General features: G+C 42.3%; 18 protein-coding genes. 7 read left to right on the top strand and 11 right to left on the bottom strand.

Annotated features, from left to right (window positions below; translation table 11 throughout):
* The first annotated feature begins 11 nt into the window (after positions 1–11).
* Both H6F56_RS24365 and H6F56_RS24360 read left to right on the top strand, forming a co-directional pair.
* Entirely contained in the window at positions 12–821 is an 810-nt protein-coding gene (locus H6F56_RS24365) for a PD-(D/E)XK nuclease family protein (RefSeq protein WP_190674230.1), read from the top strand.
* A 328-nt stretch (positions 822–1,149) separates the two neighbouring features.
* Entirely contained in the window at positions 1,150–1,914 is a 765-nt protein-coding gene (locus H6F56_RS24360; protein ID WP_190674227.1) for an HAD-IA family hydrolase, read from the top strand.
* A 73-nt stretch (positions 1,915–1,987) separates the two neighbouring features.
* Here H6F56_RS24360 and H6F56_RS24355 read toward each other — a convergent pair whose 3' ends face one another.
* From H6F56_RS24355 to H6F56_RS26605, 4 genes are all read right to left on the bottom strand, one after another.
* Positions 1,988–4,174, bottom strand: a complete 2,187-nt coding sequence (locus tag H6F56_RS24355; RefSeq protein ID WP_190674224.1) for a CBS domain-containing protein — start codon at positions 4,172–4,174, stop codon at positions 1,988–1,990.
* A 624-nt stretch (positions 4,175–4,798) separates the two neighbouring features.
* Positions 4,799–5,092, bottom strand: coding sequence for a hypothetical protein (locus H6F56_RS24350; RefSeq protein WP_190674209.1), 294 nt, complete (start codon positions 5,090–5,092; stop codon positions 4,799–4,801).
* Between the two features lie 275 nt (positions 5,093–5,367).
* Positions 5,368–6,306: a hypothetical protein gene (locus H6F56_RS24345; protein ID WP_416361008.1), complete on the bottom strand. Its 939-nt coding sequence runs from the start codon at positions 6,304–6,306 to the stop codon at positions 5,368–5,370.
* Positions 6,191–6,571, bottom strand: a complete 381-nt coding sequence (locus H6F56_RS26605; RefSeq protein ID WP_242032155.1) for a hypothetical protein — start codon at positions 6,569–6,571, stop codon at positions 6,191–6,193. The genes H6F56_RS24345 and H6F56_RS26605 overlap by 116 nt, the downstream gene beginning before the upstream one ends.
* A gap of 325 nt (positions 6,572–6,896) precedes the next feature.
* Here H6F56_RS26605 and H6F56_RS24335 point away from each other — a divergent pair, with 325 nt between their 5' ends.
* Both H6F56_RS24335 and H6F56_RS24330 read left to right on the top strand, forming a co-directional pair.
* Entirely contained in the window at positions 6,897–7,247 is a 351-nt protein-coding gene (locus H6F56_RS24335) for a helix-turn-helix domain-containing protein (protein ID WP_190674207.1), read from the top strand.
* Between the two features lie 2 nt (positions 7,248–7,249).
* Positions 7,250–7,936, top strand: a complete 687-nt coding sequence (locus H6F56_RS24330) for an ImmA/IrrE family metallo-endopeptidase (RefSeq protein ID WP_190674203.1) — start codon at positions 7,250–7,252, stop codon at positions 7,934–7,936.
* Between the two features lie 656 nt (positions 7,937–8,592).
* Here the strand turns inward: H6F56_RS24330 and H6F56_RS24325 are convergent.
* The 6 genes from H6F56_RS24325 to H6F56_RS24300 form a co-directional block, all read right to left on the bottom strand.
* Positions 8,593–9,390 (bottom strand): hypothetical protein, encoded by a 798-nt coding sequence (locus H6F56_RS24325; protein ID WP_190674191.1) that lies wholly within the window; start codon positions 9,388–9,390, stop codon positions 8,593–8,595.
* Positions 9,330–9,740: a hypothetical protein gene (locus tag H6F56_RS24320; protein ID WP_190674188.1), complete on the bottom strand. Its 411-nt coding sequence runs from the start codon at positions 9,738–9,740 to the stop codon at positions 9,330–9,332. The genes H6F56_RS24325 and H6F56_RS24320 overlap by 61 nt, the downstream gene beginning before the upstream one ends.
* Before the next feature lie 51 nt (positions 9,741–9,791).
* Positions 9,792–10,835 carry a hypothetical protein gene (locus H6F56_RS24315; RefSeq protein ID WP_190674185.1) on the bottom strand — a complete coding sequence of 348 codons (1,044 nt, stop codon included), beginning with the start codon at positions 10,833–10,835 and terminating at the stop codon, positions 9,792–9,794.
* Positions 10,836–10,855: 20 nt separating this feature from the next.
* Entirely contained in the window at positions 10,856–11,356 is a 501-nt protein-coding gene (locus H6F56_RS24310) for a hypothetical protein (RefSeq protein WP_190674182.1), read from the bottom strand.
* Between the two features lie 657 nt (positions 11,357–12,013).
* Positions 12,014–12,265, bottom strand: coding sequence for a DUF6737 family protein (locus tag H6F56_RS24305; protein ID WP_190674179.1), 252 nt, complete (start codon positions 12,263–12,265; stop codon positions 12,014–12,016).
* 133 nt (positions 12,266–12,398) lie between these two features.
* Complete coding sequence (locus tag H6F56_RS24300; protein WP_190674176.1) at positions 12,399–14,375, bottom strand: DNA cytosine methyltransferase; 1,977 nt, start codon at positions 14,373–14,375, stop codon at positions 12,399–12,401.
* Between the two features lie 84 nt (positions 14,376–14,459).
* Here H6F56_RS24300 and H6F56_RS24295 point away from each other — a divergent pair, with 84 nt between their 5' ends.
* The 3 genes from H6F56_RS24295 to H6F56_RS24285 are packed head-to-tail and all read left to right on the top strand — an operon-like array spanning position 14,460 to position 16,799.
* Positions 14,460–14,819, top strand: a complete 360-nt coding sequence (locus H6F56_RS24295) for a VOC family protein (protein WP_190674173.1) — start codon at positions 14,460–14,462, stop codon at positions 14,817–14,819.
* Positions 14,820–14,877: 58 nt separating this feature from the next.
* Positions 14,878–15,507, top strand: coding sequence for a type I restriction enzyme HsdR N-terminal domain-containing protein (locus H6F56_RS24290; RefSeq protein WP_190674158.1), 630 nt, complete (start codon positions 14,878–14,880; stop codon positions 15,505–15,507).
* Positions 15,504–16,799, top strand: a complete 1,296-nt coding sequence (locus H6F56_RS24285; RefSeq protein WP_190674153.1) for a recombinase family protein — start codon at positions 15,504–15,506, stop codon at positions 16,797–16,799. Before H6F56_RS24290 ends, H6F56_RS24285 begins: the two co-directional genes overlap by 4 nt.
* Here the strand turns inward: H6F56_RS24285 and H6F56_RS24280 are convergent.
* On the bottom strand, positions 16,789–17,814 hold the full coding sequence (locus H6F56_RS24280; protein WP_190674150.1) for a sensor histidine kinase: 1,026 nt from the start codon (positions 17,812–17,814) through the stop codon (positions 16,789–16,791). The genes H6F56_RS24285 and H6F56_RS24280 overlap by 11 nt on opposite strands.
* Positions 17,815–18,189: the final 375 nt, after the last annotated feature.

Below are 18,189 nucleotides of genomic sequence, written 5' to 3'. Positions count from 1 at the left end.
TCAAAACTGCTATGCGCTTATCCCAAGGGCAGCTAAATCTTTTAGAGACTTGCCCCCGCAAATTTCAAAACACCTACCTGGAACAATTGAGTTCACCGGCTTCCCCAGAACAGCAAGATCGGCAAGATTGGGGAAGCCGGTTTCACTTACTGATGCAGCAGCGCGAATTGGGTTTACCCATAGCATCTTTGATAGAAGAAGACCCTCAATTAGAGCGTTGTCTGACGGCTTTTATTAATGCAGCACCGGAAATTCTAACCCCCGATCCGGCTAAAAACAGCGGCGTTTTCCGTCAAGCTGAGCATTGCCGCACTCTAAATTTTCAAGGGTATTTGCTCACAGTTATTTACGATTTGTTAGTTGCTGAAGCGAAAAGCGCCCAAATCCTTGACTGGAAAACCTATCCTAGCCCGCAAAATAGAAGCCGGTTAGAAAAAAATTGGCAAACGCGATTGTATCTTTATGTTCTGGCAGAAACAAGCGACTATTTACCTGAACAAATTTCCATGACTTATTGGTTTGTTCAGTCTCCGGTAGAAACGTCAGATCTGCTATCCTTACAAAGCTTGCAATTTTCCTATAATGACTCTTTGCACAAACAAGCAAAGGCGGATTTAACGCAGTTATTGAGTAATTTGGATATTTGGCTGCAACAGTATCAAGAAATAGGAGAAGCGTTCCCTCAAGTGCCGGTTGCAAACGGTCATTGTACTGCCTGTAATTTTGGGACTCGTTGTGAGCGATCAAGAGAAACAGCAGAAGCAGCCGTTACCCTTAGCAACTTGCCAAATCTTGCGAATATTCAAGAAATTTCACTATAAGAAAAACCTTTTTCTCGTATGAATTTGGCGAGGCTGGGTAAAGCCGGCGCAAAAAAAGCAGGCGGGATGCCTGCTTTACAAAGCCACACAAGAAAGTAATCTTTCTATAAAAGCGGGAGGGTTACCTCAGAATTAACCCACTACTGCCTCATTAGAGGATGTCTGAGAAGCAGGAAAGCTCTCAAAACGATACCCTGTCAATAGCAAAAATCTGCTGGATATGCCGGCTTGACGTTAACATATTCTCTGATGAGCGATTTACCGGACTTGATATGAATTGCCAGTCAATCTCCTTTCCTATGCCATTTCATAAAGGAAATAAAAACCGATGACTGAACTGCGTGCTTTGATTTTTGACGTAGATGGAACTTTAGCAGATACGGAACGGGAAGGGCACAGAGTCGCATTTAATCGTGCTTTTGAAGAAGCCGGCTATGATTGGAATTGGTCAGACTCTTTGTACAGCGAATTGCTGGCGGTTACGGGGGGTAAGGAGCGGCTCCGCTTTTACTTGAACGACTACCTACCTGATTTCCAGCCACCTGAGGATTTGGAGCAGTTCATTGTCCGCATTCATGCCCTGAAAAATAAACACTACCAAGAATTACTCTCTGCCGGTGCGGTTCCCTTGCGCCCCGGTGTGAAGCGATTGATCGCCGAAGCGCGAGAGAATGGCTTGCGTTTAGCGATCTCGACGACTAGCGCTGTGCCCAATGTGTTGGCTGTGTTGGGAGAAATGCTTGACCCTGCTTGGTTCGAGGTGATTGCTGCCGGCGACATGGTTACAACGAAAAAGCCCGCACCAGATATTTATTACTACGCGCTGGAACAGATGGATTTACCGGCTGCCGATTGCCTGGTGATTGAGGATTCCCATCATGGCTTTCAGGCTGCTCATGAAGCGGGTTTAAAGGCTGTTGTGACGGTTAACGAGTACACCAAAGCAGAAGATTTTACCGGCGCGTGCCTGGTGGTAGATTCCTTGGGAGAACCCAACCAACCTTTTCGGGTTTTGGCTGGGGATGCCGGCGGTGCTACTTATGCGGATTTAGCTCTATTGCGCCGCTTGCACGGTGGCAACGGCAACGGCTGAGTCGGCTGACAAGGAGAGTTTTTAGCTATTTAAAAACTTTCTCGGTATTGAAAACATTTAAAACTTAAAAACTTTATTCGTTTTGTTTAAACTTATGAAGTAAATGTTTAGGCTGTTTTTGCTGTCGAATTGGGATTTCAATAATAAACTCTGTTCCTTGGCCTACTTCTGAAATACATTGTAATCGTCCCCCATGTTTTTCCACCACAATTTGGTAACTAATTGATAATCCTAAGCCGGTGCCTTTGCCCACCGGCTTGGTGGTGAAAAATGGGTCAAACAAATGCTGGTGAACAGATGCCGGCATTCCAATTCCGTTGTCTGCAATCCGAATAAACACCCAATTGCTGTCTAGTACGCCGGTGCGAATCCGAATAGTTGGGGGCTGTTCCTTGTTTAAGGTTACTCGCTCATTGCCATCAACCGAAGGCACAGAACTTTGCACCTCTTCCAGCGCATCAATGGCATTATTGAGGATATGCATAAACACTTGATTGAGGGTGCCGGCATAACACTCGACTGGGGGCAAAACCCCATATTCTTTAATAATCTCAATCGGCTGAATTTTTGATTTAGGTTTGAGCCGGTGATGCAAAATCAGCAGCGTGCTATCGATGCCTTCATGAATATCAACTCGCTTCTTTTCTGCTTCATCCAATCGGGAGAAATTGCGTAAAGACAAAACAATTTTGCGGATACGTTCAGCCCCTAACTTCATCGAATCTAGTAATTTTGGCAAATCTATAATCAGAAAATCTAGGTCAATTGTTTCTGATTGCTCGGTAATTTCTGGGGTGGGATTGGGAGACGACTGCCGGTAAAGCTTTAGCAAATGCAGCAAGTCTTTAATATATTGGCCGGCATAGGATAAATTCCCATAGATAAAATTAACAGGATTATTAATTTCGTGGGCAATGCCGGCAACCAACTGCCCCAAACCCGACATTTTCTCTGCTTGAATAAGCTGAGCTTGGGTTTGTTGCAAATTTTGCAGCGCGGTTGTGAGCTGATCCGCCTTTTGTCGTAATTGAGTTTCAGAGAGTCGCAGAGCATCTTCAGCCCGCTGACGCTCGATAATGTCCTGCAAAAGCATTGCATTCGCTGCTTGTAGTTCTGCTGTGCGTTCCTCAACCTGTTTCTGTAAATCATCATGAGCTTGTTGCAGCGCTTTTTCCGCCCGCACACGCTCTAAAACTTCACTTTGCAATCGCTCGTTTGTGTTTTGCAACTCTGTTGTGCGTTCCTCAACAGCTTGCTGCAAAGCCTCAATAATTCCATACATTTCTTTTGGATCAAGCGCTTGCAGCAAACTTGTCTGGGAAACAATTCCGACTAATTCCCCTTGATTTCCCACAACAACCATTCGCCGCACATGAAGGCGCTGCATTTCTTGATGTGCCAGCCATAAAGAATCTGAAGGAACTAGACAAAATAACGGTGAACTCATCACGTCTTGTGCCGGCATTTTCCCTAAATCCAGCGCTAATGCTTGAAATTGGACAATATCCCGTTCGGTGACAATGCCTAACGGCAATGGCGAAAGCGTGGGGGAACTCTCTTGATCCTCTTTCCCTCTTTTCTTCTTTTCTGCTTTCTGTTGCTCTTGTGCAATGACAACACAACTGACGCGATGCTCTGCCATGAGTTGGGCTAAATCTAGAACAGATGATTCCTTTGATGCTTGAATGACTTGGGTATTCATTACATCTTTAACAGAGCGCAACCGAGTTAGAATATTGGCCGGTTGCAGTGCTTTGCGAATGCTTTCCGGAGTCACCATCCCCAATAACTGCCCCTGTTGATCCACGATTGGCAAATGGCGAATCCGATGCTGGCGAAATAAAGACAAGGCGGTAAAAATCCCTTCTGACTCTGATTGCGTGAGGGTGATCACCGGCTTCGTCATCACATCAGCCACGCAAACGCTGTTTAAGTCCATCCTCGCGGCAGTCAGGCGCACGATATCCCGCTCTGTAAAAATTCCTAAAATCGGTACATTGCCCATCACCTGTACACCAGGCACTTGACAGTGCATCCCTGTCGGCATCCCTGCCATCACCAGCACACAGCTTGCCCGGATCTCTGACAGAATTGTTGCATTGAGCGAGGAACTTGCCACCGGCAGTGGACAGCTACTTCTGACTTGGCTCATCAGTGCCAGTACATCAACCAAAGGCGTTTCAGGCGCAACAATTAGTGGTGATGGATCAATTGCACGATCTAGAGTAGAGGAATAAATGAGCGTGTCGTTGAGTGGCATGGTAGGTGTGGATACTTAACAGAATGTTAAGAATGCTTAATGATGAGCCGGCCAGAAAGCCTTTAAACCAAAAGTTGTCGCACAATGTCTGCTTAAATCATGCTCTAGAAGTCGGTTTGTTGAAAGCGAATTTTAAAATCTTCAACAAATTTTTTAAAATTGTTAACAACTGTAAATTTTAGGACGAGGTATCTCAGCACGTCTGTATGCCTAATTTACTATTAATTCTGCCTGTAATAGAGGCATCTGGAAGATTTCTCTACACGGGTTCATGAGAATAATTTGCCGGCACCTGCTTCAGTCGAGTTCGGTAATTAACAAGATTTAGGTTTAAATAGTGTACGTTTAACCGGAGAATTTAAAGCGTAATCTTGAAGAGACTTCCAAAAAATAAATTTGTATGAATAATTATTTTTAAACAAATTAAAAAGAGGAATCAATCATCGATATGCGGTTAAAGCTTTTAACTGCTCGTTCTTATCGTAAGTTTCCGCAAATTTCCCAATAGCTGTAGGGGCGTATTTCTTTACGCCCCGATTAGACGGCAATTTTATTTGTGATGTTAAACGCTGCCGGCAAAATATATTTGCAAATTCTCTAACCTTTGCCTAGCCCTAAAATTTTCTAAACCTCGAAATGGCTGAGAGTGATCAGAGTGTTTTGACACCGGGCGCAGCGGTTGCCTTCGACACACCAGCAGTCTTTCACCGTTTGCAGCAGAAATGCCTTCATCTGCCGATTTTCTGCGAGTACCTTTGCAAAACGAGCTTGTGCTTGCTCGATGGATTGAGACACATAGACTAAATCTTCATTGAGATCCTCTAGATGCTCTAGCGTGTCTTGGCTTAAAGCGTCACCAATTTCCAGTTGAGCGTTGATGACGATTTCACTCAGTCGGTTTGTGGGATTGGTTCTCATGGCTATTACAGTTAAAGATTGCTGAAAAACTGAAACCGGCTTTGTAGCACTTTTGCCTTTGGCTTAGATAGAATTGGAATAACCGGGTAATCGGTAATCAGTAATGGGTAATGGTGATCTCCATTACCTATTACCCATTACCTATGCCGGCAGTAAATAAGCCGCACTTACCCAGTTGCTTGGTATTAGTTGATACCGTTCCTATTTCTATCTATACAAAGTCCAACAAGTGCAAGTCTGGATGGTAGCAGGGGACATCATCCAGACTGATTCGGTTAGTTAACGATGCTTGCTTCCATTTCACTGGCGTTATTATGGGGCAGCAGCATTTCGCTAGTACCATTTCCATTGGCATGAGCTGCCATTAAGCGGACAATTTCATGGGGCGGTAAGTGATCCAGACAAGCCATGAGTTTTGTGCCTTCCAGATCTAGCAAGCGGGCTTGATTGTTTTCATCTTCCAGGGCGACTGCGACTTGATCGAGCCGGCTCCATGCTTTATCTGAAGTGGCATCTAGCTGTTTGAGCAGCGGATCAGAAACATTCGGGAATTTCGCGCCGCGCTCGTACCATTCCCATTTCAGGGAATAGTAATTAATCGGTTTTAAAATGCCGGTTTCATCTGGCTTTTGACCGGAGTGCTTAACGAAATCGGGCACAAAAATGCCTTCTGCCGGCTCAATGCCCCGCGCCATAATTTCTGTAACTTTGCGATTGAAATCGCTCAATGAGCGGCCTTTAATATAGGTACACATGACGACGCCTTGAGGCATATCGCCGGCTTCCGCAACAAACCAAATTTGTCCCCAAAGTGTATGATGAGTTTGACCGAGGCTGCCGAAGAATTTGCTAAATTTTAAAATGGTCATCGCCAGCTTAGAACCATACTCCTCATCGCCAATTGTCCAGCGCCCAGACTGGCAATTATTACGGACTGACAGGGGAAGTTCTGGGACAATAATTGCATCAGCCGGTTTGCAACCAAAGACGGAAAGTTTAGGATGTTCAGACATAAATTCAGTTCCTAGTTTATTGTTAGTTGTTTGCTGTTTATTTCGAGCTTGATTCGCCATTTGTTCTTCACTCGCTCGCAATTGGTTACTTTTCGCGCCCGACTGGGTAAGAAACCAGAGGTTGATGGGTTGACACCGGCTTTGGATGCGCTGCATATTCGCTGCCGGCACCGACGCCGATTGCTTGTTCAGTTGCAGCACGCACCCGTTGCTCTGCATACATCTCAACTGCGGGCTGGCTGTGTTCAGTTGCGGTTGCTGACTGAGATTGGATGTCGCGCAACACTTCAGTTAATTGCTCTAGCAGCTCAATGTGGGCTACGGTGAAGTGGATGCTGAAGCCTTGTCCATCCCGTGCATAGCCAGGACAAACGAGAGAAGCTGAACTTTGTTGGTCGTGCTTGGCGATATAAAGCCAGTCGCTCTCAGCCAGTTTGTAGTGAGTATCTGTCCAAGTTTTGAGCATTGTGATTCTCCCAAAAGAGTTGGGGACTTCTCCGTGTGCCGTGACACTGTTGATTCATGGATGGGGCACAGCGCCGACGCTTCTGCAACTGATTGCGTCTCCACCCCGCGTGCTGCGCTTTGTGTCCGGTGAAATTTTGGCTACACTATATATAGAGTCTTGAGCGATTTGATTTTGGGTTATTACTCCACTGGTACTGTCGTTGCGTTGATTTTCTCGTCAACTACGCTTATCCTAACGCACAGTTGATTTTTTCGTCAAGGGCGCTGTTGATTTTTTATTCAAATTTGCGTAGAATGCAGATGCAGTAAGAAAAAGAGAAGATGTGAACAAGACGTTTGGACAGTTGATCCTGAATGCGCGTAAAGCGAAGGGATACAGCCAGAGACAGCTCGCTAAGTTACTCTCGCTGGATTTTACATACCTATCCAAGCTGGAGAATGATCGGGGTGATTATGCCCCGAAGGAAGACGTGATTCGCTCTTTGGCACGGAATCTGGATTTAAACGAGGAAGAGTTAATTTTCCTGGCCGGTCGGATTCCCCAAGGGGACGAGGATTTTCTCAAGCAGAATTACAAAGATATGTCAGTTCTGTTCCGCCGGATGCGGGAAAATCCTGATTTTGCTCAACAAGTGTTCCAGGCAGCGACGCAGGCAGATAACGGGGGCGAGTAATTGTGAGTCTATTCAAACCGTATCGCTTCTATTCCAAGGCAGAAATTGAGCGTCGGGCGAATGACTTGCTGAGGCGGATGGATTTGACGCCGAATTTTACTCCCAAATGGCCTTTTGAGGCGAGTTTGGTGGCTGATTTTCTGGATTTAGGGGTGGTTTGGGACTGCATCCCCCCCGATGAGGAAGGGGCGATCGCAGCCCGGATTCTGCCCTCATTGCGGCAAATTGAGATTAATGAAGACATTTTGAATTTGCCCCAAGGGTTTCAAGAATCCACCATTGCTCATGAAATCGGTCATTGGGTGCTTCACATTAATCATGATGAAGTGGATGGGGTGGTGAAGCAGTTAGAATTGGGGTTAGATTTGGAGCCGGTAGAGCCGGTAGAGCCTTTTGTCTGCCGGGGTTCGAGCAATCAATCTAAAATTGAATCGATTGAGTGGCAGGCGCAATATTTTGCCTCCTGTTTGCTAATGCCCTGCTCCATTTTAGAAGAGAAACGAGAAGGGCGAAATTTAACGCGGTGGTCTGATTTGTACGCAATGGCTGATGAACTTGGCGTAACGATCTCGAATTTAAAGCATCGGCTTAAGGATTTAGGCTGGATTCATGTTCCCAAAGGAACGCGCACAATTTATTTAGGAACTGAAGAGCCGGTGGAGCAACCTAAGTTATTTGCTCATAAGTAACAAATTTCAATAAAGCTTCTTAGTTTTGTAAAAAGGGTTAATAGAATATTGCTACAAGAGCGTTCGGCAAACATATTTTAATGAGGCGTTGATGGGCGAAGGACGAGTGCAAGCATCGCTCTCCCTGCTACTTACTGTGAAAAGCGTTCTCTCTATCTACGATTTTACATGGAGAGTCTATTTGTTGCTCGTGAACATGGTTTGCAGTTAAAAGCAGAAGCATTTAGGCAAATTGTAATTTTGTTAATCATATCGTCAATATCTTTATATTCTATTAAGTCGGTAGAAATGCATGTTAGTGAACTGCTTATACTAGAACCTTGTTTAAAGAAACAAACAATAGGTATTGCCAAAAATTCAGCCCAGCCAAGCTCAATTCCTTGACCAATAGAGGTAAATAAACTTCAGCTAATATAAGCTTACACTCACCTGACTCAAAAAATTTCTTAGTTTTAAATAGTTCGCCACTATCTTCATTATGTGGCAAAACAAATTTGTAAATCTTACCAATATGAGAAGAAAGTAGTGGTTCATAAAGAAAATTTCTATAATTTATTATTGAAGAATGTGAGATATAAATCATCCGGCGATCACTCCTACCAAGTAATTAAGATGCAACCAATGAAGTTATGAATTAAATATACAGAATTTATAAATTAAATATACAGTGGATCTTGTTTTTCAAATAAAGCTTCCGAAGATTTTGGATTAGAAAACAAAAAGGAAAAAATTTTGCAGTGTCCCCAATTATGATCTAATTTTACAGAGTATTCTTTAGCCTTTTTGCTTTGTATCAATAGCTCAAGAGGAGTTTCACTGATATTTCCTAAAACGAAGGCATCATCTAAAGCCTCACCTCTAGAATTAGTCGCCCATGCACTGAGTAGAAGAGTTCCGCGAGGATTTATCCCAAATGAATTCTGCATCAGATCACAGGGATTCTTCGAGTGTTCAGCCTGTTCGAGGTGTTTTAATGCACACTGAATTTTTACTTTTGGATAATTCAAGCGGGTTTCTAATTTTCTGAACTGATCAATAGCTCTAAGATAATCCTCACGTTGAATATCATTCTTATACTCTTGAATACCCCTACCAACGGGAAATACTCGCATTAGTAAAAGTTCATCAACCTCAGCTTCATGCAAGGAATTATAAAGCAGGTGAATATGTGAAATCTCTAAATTGCCGCAATGTAATGGCATCTGTGCTTTAGTTTTTAAATTTAGTCCACTTAACTTTTTGATCATGCTTAGATTAGCAGAGTTATAACCCAAGGGTCTATTAACAGGATTTGTATTGGGTGGTTCGTCAAACGTAAACTCAAATGTGCCAATTGTTGAAGCTATATCTGACAAGGAATATCTGCTTATGCTTGCTCCTGTAGCTGTAACGGCTATATTTTTTCTGCCAAATATTTTTTTGCTTCCTGCATAACCAAAAAATTTTCGTAGCAAGCCAAGGGATCTCCTCCTGAAAAATCAATTTCAGCAGACAGAGGTAAGATGTTATTGATTAATTTGATTTTCTGCTCGTAAGTCAACTCAAGACCTCGACTTTGACGATCTTGCAAAGCTATGTCAAAAACGTTTGGTTTTATTCCTATTTCTATAAGTTTCCTTAATGCAGGCTCAGAATAATTAATATCGTGAATATCTAAATTTCTTTGCTGACCTAATCCAAATTCCCTTATTATAATTGAGGTTCCAGTTTGTCTAACATATGCAGCATCAGTACAACAAAACTGGCAATTCCAGGGGCAGACTAGAGAAATATTCCAAATTATATCGAGCTTTCCTGAAATCATAAGCTTTTCTTCAGCCGAAACTACAATTCTACTTTTTATTGTACAGTTGCCTTACAGTACCAGATATTTATATAAACTTAAAATGTCGATTTCTTGTTCTAATGTAATATCTATAAACTCATGTTCAACTTGTAAATAAATTTCTCTCAAAATATCGCTTAATGAGTGTTTTCTAATCACCTCTGAAATTTTTTGTGTAAATAAAATTTCAAACACATCTGGAAATGCTTTTCTGATTACAGAAATTATTTCCGAGATTGCCTCATCATTGGGAGCTATTTTACACAAATAAAAAATTTTTCTAACGTAAAAAACTTTCTTGTAAGATCTTATTAACATTTTTCCTATATGATCAATAAGTGCCATCATAAGCAAATTTGACGCAATACACTTATTTAGCCATTTAAAATTTTCGATCTCTCCATACTCACTAAAAGACTGAATTAACATCTCAAATGATTTATTGAGTAAGTGGCTATTTACTGTAGTTTGTTCATCAGCCAGCTTTATAATATTTGAAAGTCCAATTAACTGATGATTGTGGGCGTTTTGATAGCTTCCAATTTCTACGAAATTTCTATGTATGGATAGGTAGAGATCGGATTGATAAAAATCTTGCATTTGCCATAAGACACTTACTCTCCAGTATAAAGATGAGAGCGATTTCTTGGCATCTGAATTTTTAAATGTGTCTTGTTGCTCTAAAAATTTTAAATAAGAAGTTAGCGTCTTTGGATTGTTGGTAATTTGTGATACCAGCTTGCCTTTGCACAGGTAGTATTCTCTACTCAAATTTTGTCCCTTCAGGCTTTGATATATTTTAAGTGCTTTTTGAGCATTTTTTATATCTCCATTTTCCTGAAATATGATAGCTTGCTTCAATACCCCTTCTGAGCGAATTTTTTCATCTAAAAAACTATTATGTACGCAAACATCAATTAACTCTACTACTCTTTGATAGTTAGATTTTGAAGACTGAGCAATAGATTTTTCAATCAACAATTGATAATTTCTAATAAAATCAGTATTACTTATATTTTCTTGGGAAATCAAGTTTTTAAAGAAATCAGACTGAACCTGTCTTGTAATTTTCACCCCCTGTTTTGAGGGGGTAGCTACTTTTTTGTTGCTGCTCCTTTAATTAAATGAGTAAAGGTTGGAAAATAGGTGCGAAAAAAGTTTTCCATATCTATCTCTGCTTCGTAGGAAACTCCTACAAATGGTGGAATAGAAGAAATTATCCCTTTAAGCTTGGCGGCGGCTGATGCTCCCGGCTGATTCAATTTATCCCGAATTTCCTGCAGAATTTGCAGTACCTCATCAGGATAAGTAGCCGATTGATTCACTTCAACCTGTCCGACGAACTCGACAATTTCTATAATAGCGGCTTCCGCTTCCTGCTCAGGAATGGCTAGCGAACCCGCTTGACTCGCTAAAATTTGCCAATACTCTTTCTTATACTCTTCAATCTTGGGTTTTATTTCCAATAGCAGTCTTTGCTCTGCTTGAGTTTTTGGGAGACCAGTTGTTAACAGTGCTTCTTGTTCGAGGGTAGCCTGTTGAGCGTGGAGTATCTCTAGGAGGGTCTCAAGTTGAAGCAGGCGGTTGTTATTCATTGGCTATTTTTTGAATAATAATAATGTCACTACTGTTCTAGCTTATGCAGTCGTACTTAGTTTATGCAGTTTGAAACTTATCCAAACTATTTCTGATTGTCTCATGTTCTTAGCTGTCCAGCTCCCTGTCCTACTGCTACCCTACCGTCCAACTCTCAATTACACCCCAGCTATTTTCTAAAACACCATTAAAGTCAATAAAACTGTAAGCATTTAACTCCTAAATTTACGCTTTTCTATAGGCTGTATCCAGATGGTACAAAATTGTTCTGTAGTCGGCCTTCCAATTACCTTCAGAGTCGCCCCAAACGCTGAACATATTTTTGACATTCTAGATCAGTAACGCTATCCAAATTCCGCTTCATCAAATTACGAGCCAACTTTCACTTAGCGCTAGTCGTATACCGCAAAGCCTCTGCTGGCTCTTGAGTCAGATGAACCGCCTTAAGAGGTGCGAACCCTTCTTGAAGACCAGAGTAAACCTGTCCATTCCATCAAAGCACCGGCATCCAAGGTCGTCAATAGGATACCCGCCGCAGCTACCAAAGAACTTCGATGTAGTCAACCTTGTCAATACGTCTGACGAACCAGAGAATTTACAGCTTCAGCAATCTGCCTTTCTTGTTTATTCTCAGCACCATGCCTGCGTGGCTATTCTCATTCGCTTTGGGGAGAATTCTGGAGTGATTGCTGGTAATATTCTTTCATGAGTTTAGGCCAAACTAATAAGAAAAATCCCATCCAAATTAACACCGGCACAGCAACAATCAATGTCACCCAGATAATTTTAAAAAGCAACCAGCTACCGCTGATTAGGGTGATGCCGGTGAGGAGAATTGACCAAGGTTGACACCACCAAGGTTTGTAATCCCAAGGACTAAAGGGCTTTTGTTCAGAAACTTGTTTCATCGGAAAAATAAAATTAGTGCTGTTAGTGGTTATCTTACTGTAAATTTTTCCGTAGCGGGTGAGTCAGTCTTAAATTTCCTAATGCCGGCTCATTCCTAAAACACCTTGATTAATCCAGTTCCTTGTGATTAATTTATCCTAAACCTAAATTTTTGCCAAGTTGTACGCTTCTCGGCGTTAGGGTTGGAAAGGCATAGGGAATTAAATACTCTCCTTGAGGAATTTGAGAGTTTGTATTGTGATTCCTCACTTCATAACCCATACTGCGTAAAGATTGCAAATAAGAAAAAACATCCTTTTCCTTAACTTTCCACAATACTGCCAATTTTTGCGCCGGCATTTGTGTTGCCACTCCGATTCCCCTAACCACGCATTGAACCACACCCCAGAAAGGATCGACGGTTAATGAATGATGAAACGTTATCTCTGTACTGATGCGTGGAGAATATTGGTAATATCCAGAAAGCTGAACCAAATCAGCTTTACCTGTCAGTTCAATCAATTTTTCTTCAAAGGCTTTCCAAAGGCCCGTATAAACAGATTCATTTAAAGTTTTAGCACAGAGCTTAACCTTTGTTGTAGTTAAATTCCAATTTTTTCGTCCCGACGTTGGGCAAATTTCTATTATATATTGATTTTCAGTTTCTAGCATTTCATCTATTTCCGCTGAAATGAGCCAGCAACAATCATTCAAATTATACGTTAAATCAATTGGGACACTATGAGTACTTGCTTTTCTATTCCAATCAAAATTCGTGGATAAAAATCGCCTTGCTTTTCCATGAAATGCGAATTGAGTTGATGAGGCAGTATTGAGAAAAACTGCAATTGCTTTCTGAGCTTTTTGAGCGTATCTTTTTGTCAATTGACGCTTGCGCTTTCTAAAACCAAGTTCCCTATCTGCCGGCAAGTAATTCATGCGGAATGGTAACTTTCTCCCCATCACTTGCTCTAAAATACTGAGCGCTAAAATTCGCCCCAGTTGTGGCGGGACTGAATTACCAATCTGTTCAATACAAACTGAGCGATTTCCTGCAATTTCATAAGCATCCGGAAAGGTTTGCAATCGCTTCAGTTCTGCAATAGTGAATTGTCGGTTTTCCCAACTAAAAGGGCCACTATATTGTCCTCCCTGCGCTTTAATGGTTCGCACCGGCATCTCAGGATCAGCTTTATATAAAAAATCAGAAAACTTCGATCTCCAGCTAAATACCGGCTGAGGATGTCCCATTTCTTCTGTATAAAAACTGTAATTCAAACCGGGTGGAATATTGGTAAGAAGATAACCGTATCGCCCGCCAATTTCTGCCTCTAATTCTGTCTTTGATATAATCGTGCCGACAACCGCTTCTCCTGCTGTATAAAAAGGCTCATTGTTTGGAGAATCAGGGCCATGTGTTGGACAGGGAAATAAATAATTGCCTTCCTTCAATCCTACAATAAATAAACGCTCTCTATGCTGGGGCACTCCATAATCAGCAGCATCGAGTATGCGATAATGAATTGTGTAGCCGGCATCCTTAAAAGCCTCTTGAATCTGTTTCCAAGGCTGACCATTCTGAGCGCCAATTATCCCATAAACATTTTCAAATAAAAAGCCTTTAGGTTGCAATGTTTTAAGAAGGCGCACGTACTCTTTAAACAGAGTTCCTCTTGTATCGCTTGTCCCCGAAACTCCAGAGGCTCTACGCCCTGCCGCTGAAAAGGTTTGACAGGGTGGCCCTCCAATAATAAAATCTACTTTTAAATCGGAATGCGGGAAAAATTCTCTAATATCAACACAGAGCGGTTGAGAGTTTTCTAATAGTTTCCCTGGCTGCGAGTTTTTTACCAGAGTTTGCACATACTTAGCTTCAAGTTCTACCATTTGAACAATCTCAAAACCGGCATCGTGAAAAGCAATATCGAGTCCACCGCCGCCGGAAAACAAACTCAGTGTTTTAATGGGAGAATAGTTATGTTGAGTCAGCCACTGGCGTAAAGATTGGCCAAATTGATCCGGCCAAGCTGAACCACGACTAACCCCTAATGAATCTAACATCTGCTGAAACCAGATAACTTTTGCCGACTCAGAATTCTGCAAATTTAGATCTAAAGAAAGTGGTTGCATGAGTTAGATCAGCGTTACGATTGCTATTGCACTATCTTACGCCCAGACCAACTTAATTAGTCATTGTGATCACTCAATACAGCTATGGAAATCACTCAATGTCTTCATGCTGCAATAATCGTTTCTGAACTTGAACAAGCTGAGCATTTTTATGGGAAAGTTCTAGGGCTGCCAAAAGTAGAACGAGTTCTAAAATTTCCTGGTGCTTGGTATCAAGTTGGAAACTTCCAAATTCACTTGATTGTCACTTCAGATATTTCTTCAACTCAAATCAATTCTGAGAAGTTGGGGCGCAATCGGCACCTCGCTTTCTCAGTTGCTAATTTAGAAGCTGCGAAAGAGATGTTAATCGCTCATGGATGCTCAATCCAAATGAGTGCATCCGGTCGCGCAGCGTTATTTACTCAAGATCCAGATGGTAACATTATTGAGCTGAGCGAGTGAACGGTGCCGGCATGAGATAATAAACAATAACTCAAAAACCTCACATTTTACTAATGTTATGGTTCAAGCAATTCCAGCTAGTAATCTTTCCCTGGAAGATTTGCAAGAAAAGTTCAATCTACAATGCACTTATAATGAGCAATTTTTTACAGAATGGTCAACGACTTTACCGGAATTTTCTAATATAGAAAAACAAACTTTAGATAGAGTTAAGAGCAATTATTTACACTTAACTCAGAGTCGTCCCATGATAGAAAGCCTGGTGCAAATGGTGGTGCTATCGCCGTTGCTGGATCTAGCGGGCTTTTACCAACCTCCCTTTAAAGTCGAAGTGGAAGTGCCGGTGCAAATCTCTGTTGAGGATGAAGACGAAGTTGTTCAGGGACGCATAGATGTTTTAGTCTTGCGAAATCAATTGTGGGTACTCGTCATCGAATCTAAACGCGGTGGCTTATCCCTTGAACCGGCAATGCCACAAGCATTGGCTTATATGCTGGCTAACCCCGCCACAGAAAAACCCGCCTTTGGATTTATCACAAATGGCAGTAATTTTATTTTCTTAAAATTGTCTAAACAAGGCACACCGCACTATGTCTATTCCTATGAATTCACGCTTCGACGAGGAAAAGAAGATTTCTACAACGTCCTGAGCATTTTAAAGCGATTGGGTCAATTAATTTTGCAATGAAAATCATTGCTTATTCTTACACCGATCCTCTGTTTGAACCGGCACCTGATCGCTTTATCTGGGGTTGGGAAGTGGATCGCGTTTATCAAGACTTAGGCGAACGGGCACAACTTCAGCAACTTTTACAAGATTGCCAAAACGAAACCCCTGACTATTTATTAATTCGACGTTTAGAAGAACTGGGCGATTCAGTGCAGGATGTATGCGTTCACTTAGCTGCAATTGAATCTTTGGGCATCAAACTGATTGCTACAAACTCAGAAATACAAACTCAGAACTCAGAACTTAAAAAAGCAGACTTACTCCAACTGCTTAATGAAATCCAGCAAAATCAGCGTAGCCGACGCATCCGTCAGGGACACGCCCGCAATCGCATTAAAGCTTTACCACCTCCTGGTAAAGCCCCCTACGGATACCGCAGAGGCAAAGATCGCTATGCCCTTGATCGCAGTGCTGCGACGGTGGTTAAAGACTTTTTTGAACAATTTCTCCTCTACGGTTCTTTGCGCGGTGCTGTGCGCTATTTAGAGCAAAAACATGGTAAGAAAATCTCGGTTTCTACAGGTCGGCAGTGGCTAACAAATCCCGTTTATCGCGGCGATTTAGAATACCAAAATGGCGAAGTTATTTCTAATACCCACGTCCCAATTATTTCACGGGAAGAAGCCGCCCAAGTCGAGCGAATTTTGCGCCGCAACCGGCGAATGCCTCCCCGTACCGCCAGTGCGCCTCGTTCTCTCTCCGGCTTGGTTATATGCAGCGAATGCCACTCATCGATGACGGTGTCTCGCGTTACCACCTTTCGCAAAGATCGGGAATATCTCTATCTGCGCCCCACCGGCTGCCCTAAACAACCCAAGTGTAAAGCGATTCCTTACGAGCAAGTTTTGGAGCAAACAATTGAGGGAATTTGTCGAGATTTACCTCGTGCAGTTGCCGGCATCAATATGCCAGATATGGATAAAATCAAAAGTGGAATTGTCGGCACAATTGCAACTAAACAAGACATCCTTTCTCAGCTTCCCAGCCTCACCGCAGCCGGCATTCTCGACACAGAAACCGCAGAATTACGTGCCTACAAACTCCGCACAGAAATTTCTGAACTGCAAAGCCGGCTCGCTCAACTGCCGCCCGTGAATTTACGTGAGATTGCCCAGGCTGTTTCTATCCCGCAATTTTGGTTAGATCTCTCAGAATCCGAGCGTCGATTTTACTTCCGAGAATTTATCCGTCAAATAGAAATTAGTCGCCAAGAATCAACCTTGGATCTGCAAGTTATTTTCATCTTTTAAATGTTTTTGCCGGCTCATTCATTATTAATGACAATTCTTCAGCCTCGCGTCTGTTAGACTGACACACCGGCAGCTCTACAATAAAAGTTGTGCCTTCGCCCAATGTTGAAAAACAGTAAATTTTGCCGCCGTGAGTTTCCGTGACAATTTGATGGGAAATAGATAATCCCAATCCCGTGCCAACGCCTATCGGTTTCGTTGTAAAAAACGGCTCAAATACGCGTGTTTTTACTTCCGGATTAATCCCTAGCCCATTATCAGAAATACTGATAGAAATTCGGTCTGTACCCACCAGCTGTGTAGCAATTGCAATTTGCTTTTTGCTAGAAGCGCCGGCAGCCATTTCTTCATCCGACTGCTCATTTTTTGCCTCTTTTGCCAGCAACGCATCAATAGCATTGCTCAGCAAATTCATAAACACCTGACTTAGCTGATTAATGTGGCATTCCACCGGCGGCAGTTCGCCGTATTGCCGCACAACTTCAATTTTTTGCTTGTAACGGTTGTGCAACATTACCAGCGTACTTTCAATGCCGGCATTTATATCCGCTTCTTTCATCTGGCATTCATCCAGGCGATAGAAATTTCGTAAGTTGAGAACCAATTCGCGAATCCTTTCTGCACCCAGCTTCATTGACTCAACAATGCGCGGCAAATCTTCTAGAACATAATCTAGCTCCACCTCTGAAAGCACATCCTCAACGGCAGCCTTCATTTCATAAGCCGATTGATAAACATCTATCACCTTTAACAGCGCTTCTATATGCTCCTCTACATACGGTAAATTCCCGTAAATAAAGTTAATCGGGTTATTAATTTCATGAGAAATACCGGCAACCATCTGACCCAACATTGACATCTTTTCCATCTGAACCAGATGGTCCTGCAGCTGCTTCATTTGTGTCATGGCTTCTTTAAGGCGCAAGTCTTTATGCTGAACTTGCCGGCTCAATTCAGCAACCTTTTGCTCTAGTTCCGCATTGCGTTGCTCTAGATGTTTAGTTAACTCGTCCATTCCCCGAACCCCCATCCTTAGATTGATACACAGTAAAAGCCAGCGACCACAATTCAGAACTCACCTTTCAGATGCCTTGAAAATTATTACTCTTTTGCAATTTTTTACTAAACTTGCTCCGTTCTTTACAATCACTTTAGAAAATTTATCATTTGAGGACGAACCTGTTGGGCACTTGCCTCAAACAGAATCATGCTTGCCAATCAGGTAAGCTATACTCTTGAGGGTTATCCTCTGATAGTAATCGGCCAGTTACAGCAATTTGCGAGTGGAGTTCGTTCTGCTGGCGCTCACAGCTACGTCTTCAGCTTCTACCGTTGTTTTACCTAAAAGAGCTGTTGCCAGACCAAAGAATGCCTCTTAACTGCCTAACTT

Origin of the sequence: Microcoleus sp. FACHB-672, assembly GCF_014695725.1 — a bacterium.
Lineage (GTDB): Bacteria > Cyanobacteriota > Cyanobacteriia > Cyanobacteriales > Oscillatoriaceae > FACHB-68.
This window is presented reverse-complemented; position numbering and strand designations above follow the sequence as displayed.

Excerpts from the sequence above, each read along its gene's own strand:
- H6F56_RS24290 (WP_190674158.1), top strand. The coding sequence starts at position 14,878 with ATGGTTCAAGCAATTCCAGCTAGTAATCTTTCCCTGGAAGATTTGCAA.
- H6F56_RS24360 (WP_190674227.1), top strand. The coding sequence starts at position 1,150 with ATGACTGAACTGCGTGCTTTGATTTTTGACGTAGATGGAACTTTAGCA.
- H6F56_RS24285 (WP_190674153.1), top strand. The coding sequence starts at position 15,504 with ATGAAAATCATTGCTTATTCTTACACCGATCCTCTGTTTGAACCGGCA.
- H6F56_RS24300 (WP_190674176.1), bottom strand. The coding sequence starts at position 14,375 with ATGCAACCACTTTCTTTAGATCTAAATTTGCAGAATTCTGAGTCGGCA.
- H6F56_RS24365 (WP_190674230.1), top strand. The coding sequence starts at position 12 with ATGCGCTTATCCCAAGGGCAGCTAAATCTTTTAGAGACTTGCCCCCGC.
- H6F56_RS24280 (WP_190674150.1), bottom strand. The coding sequence starts at position 17,814 with ATGGACGAGTTAACTAAACATCTAGAGCAACGCAATGCGGAACTAGAG.
- H6F56_RS26605 (WP_242032155.1), bottom strand. The coding sequence starts at position 6,571 with ATGCTCAAAACTTGGACAGATACTCACTACAAACTGGCTGAGAGCGAC.
- H6F56_RS24320 (WP_190674188.1), bottom strand. The coding sequence starts at position 9,740 with ATGATTTCAGGAAAGCTCGATATAATTTGGAATATTTCTCTAGTCTGC.
- H6F56_RS24305 (WP_190674179.1), bottom strand. The coding sequence starts at position 12,265 with ATGAAACAAGTTTCTGAACAAAAGCCCTTTAGTCCTTGGGATTACAAA.
- H6F56_RS24350 (WP_190674209.1), bottom strand. The coding sequence starts at position 5,092 with ATGAGAACCAATCCCACAAACCGACTGAGTGAAATCGTCATCAACGCT.
- H6F56_RS24295 (WP_190674173.1), top strand. The coding sequence starts at position 14,460 with ATGGAAATCACTCAATGTCTTCATGCTGCAATAATCGTTTCTGAACTT.
- H6F56_RS24310 (WP_190674182.1), bottom strand. The coding sequence starts at position 11,356 with ATGAATAACAACCGCCTGCTTCAACTTGAGACCCTCCTAGAGATACTC.
- H6F56_RS24355 (WP_190674224.1), bottom strand. The coding sequence starts at position 4,174 with ATGCCACTCAACGACACGCTCATTTATTCCTCTACTCTAGATCGTGCA.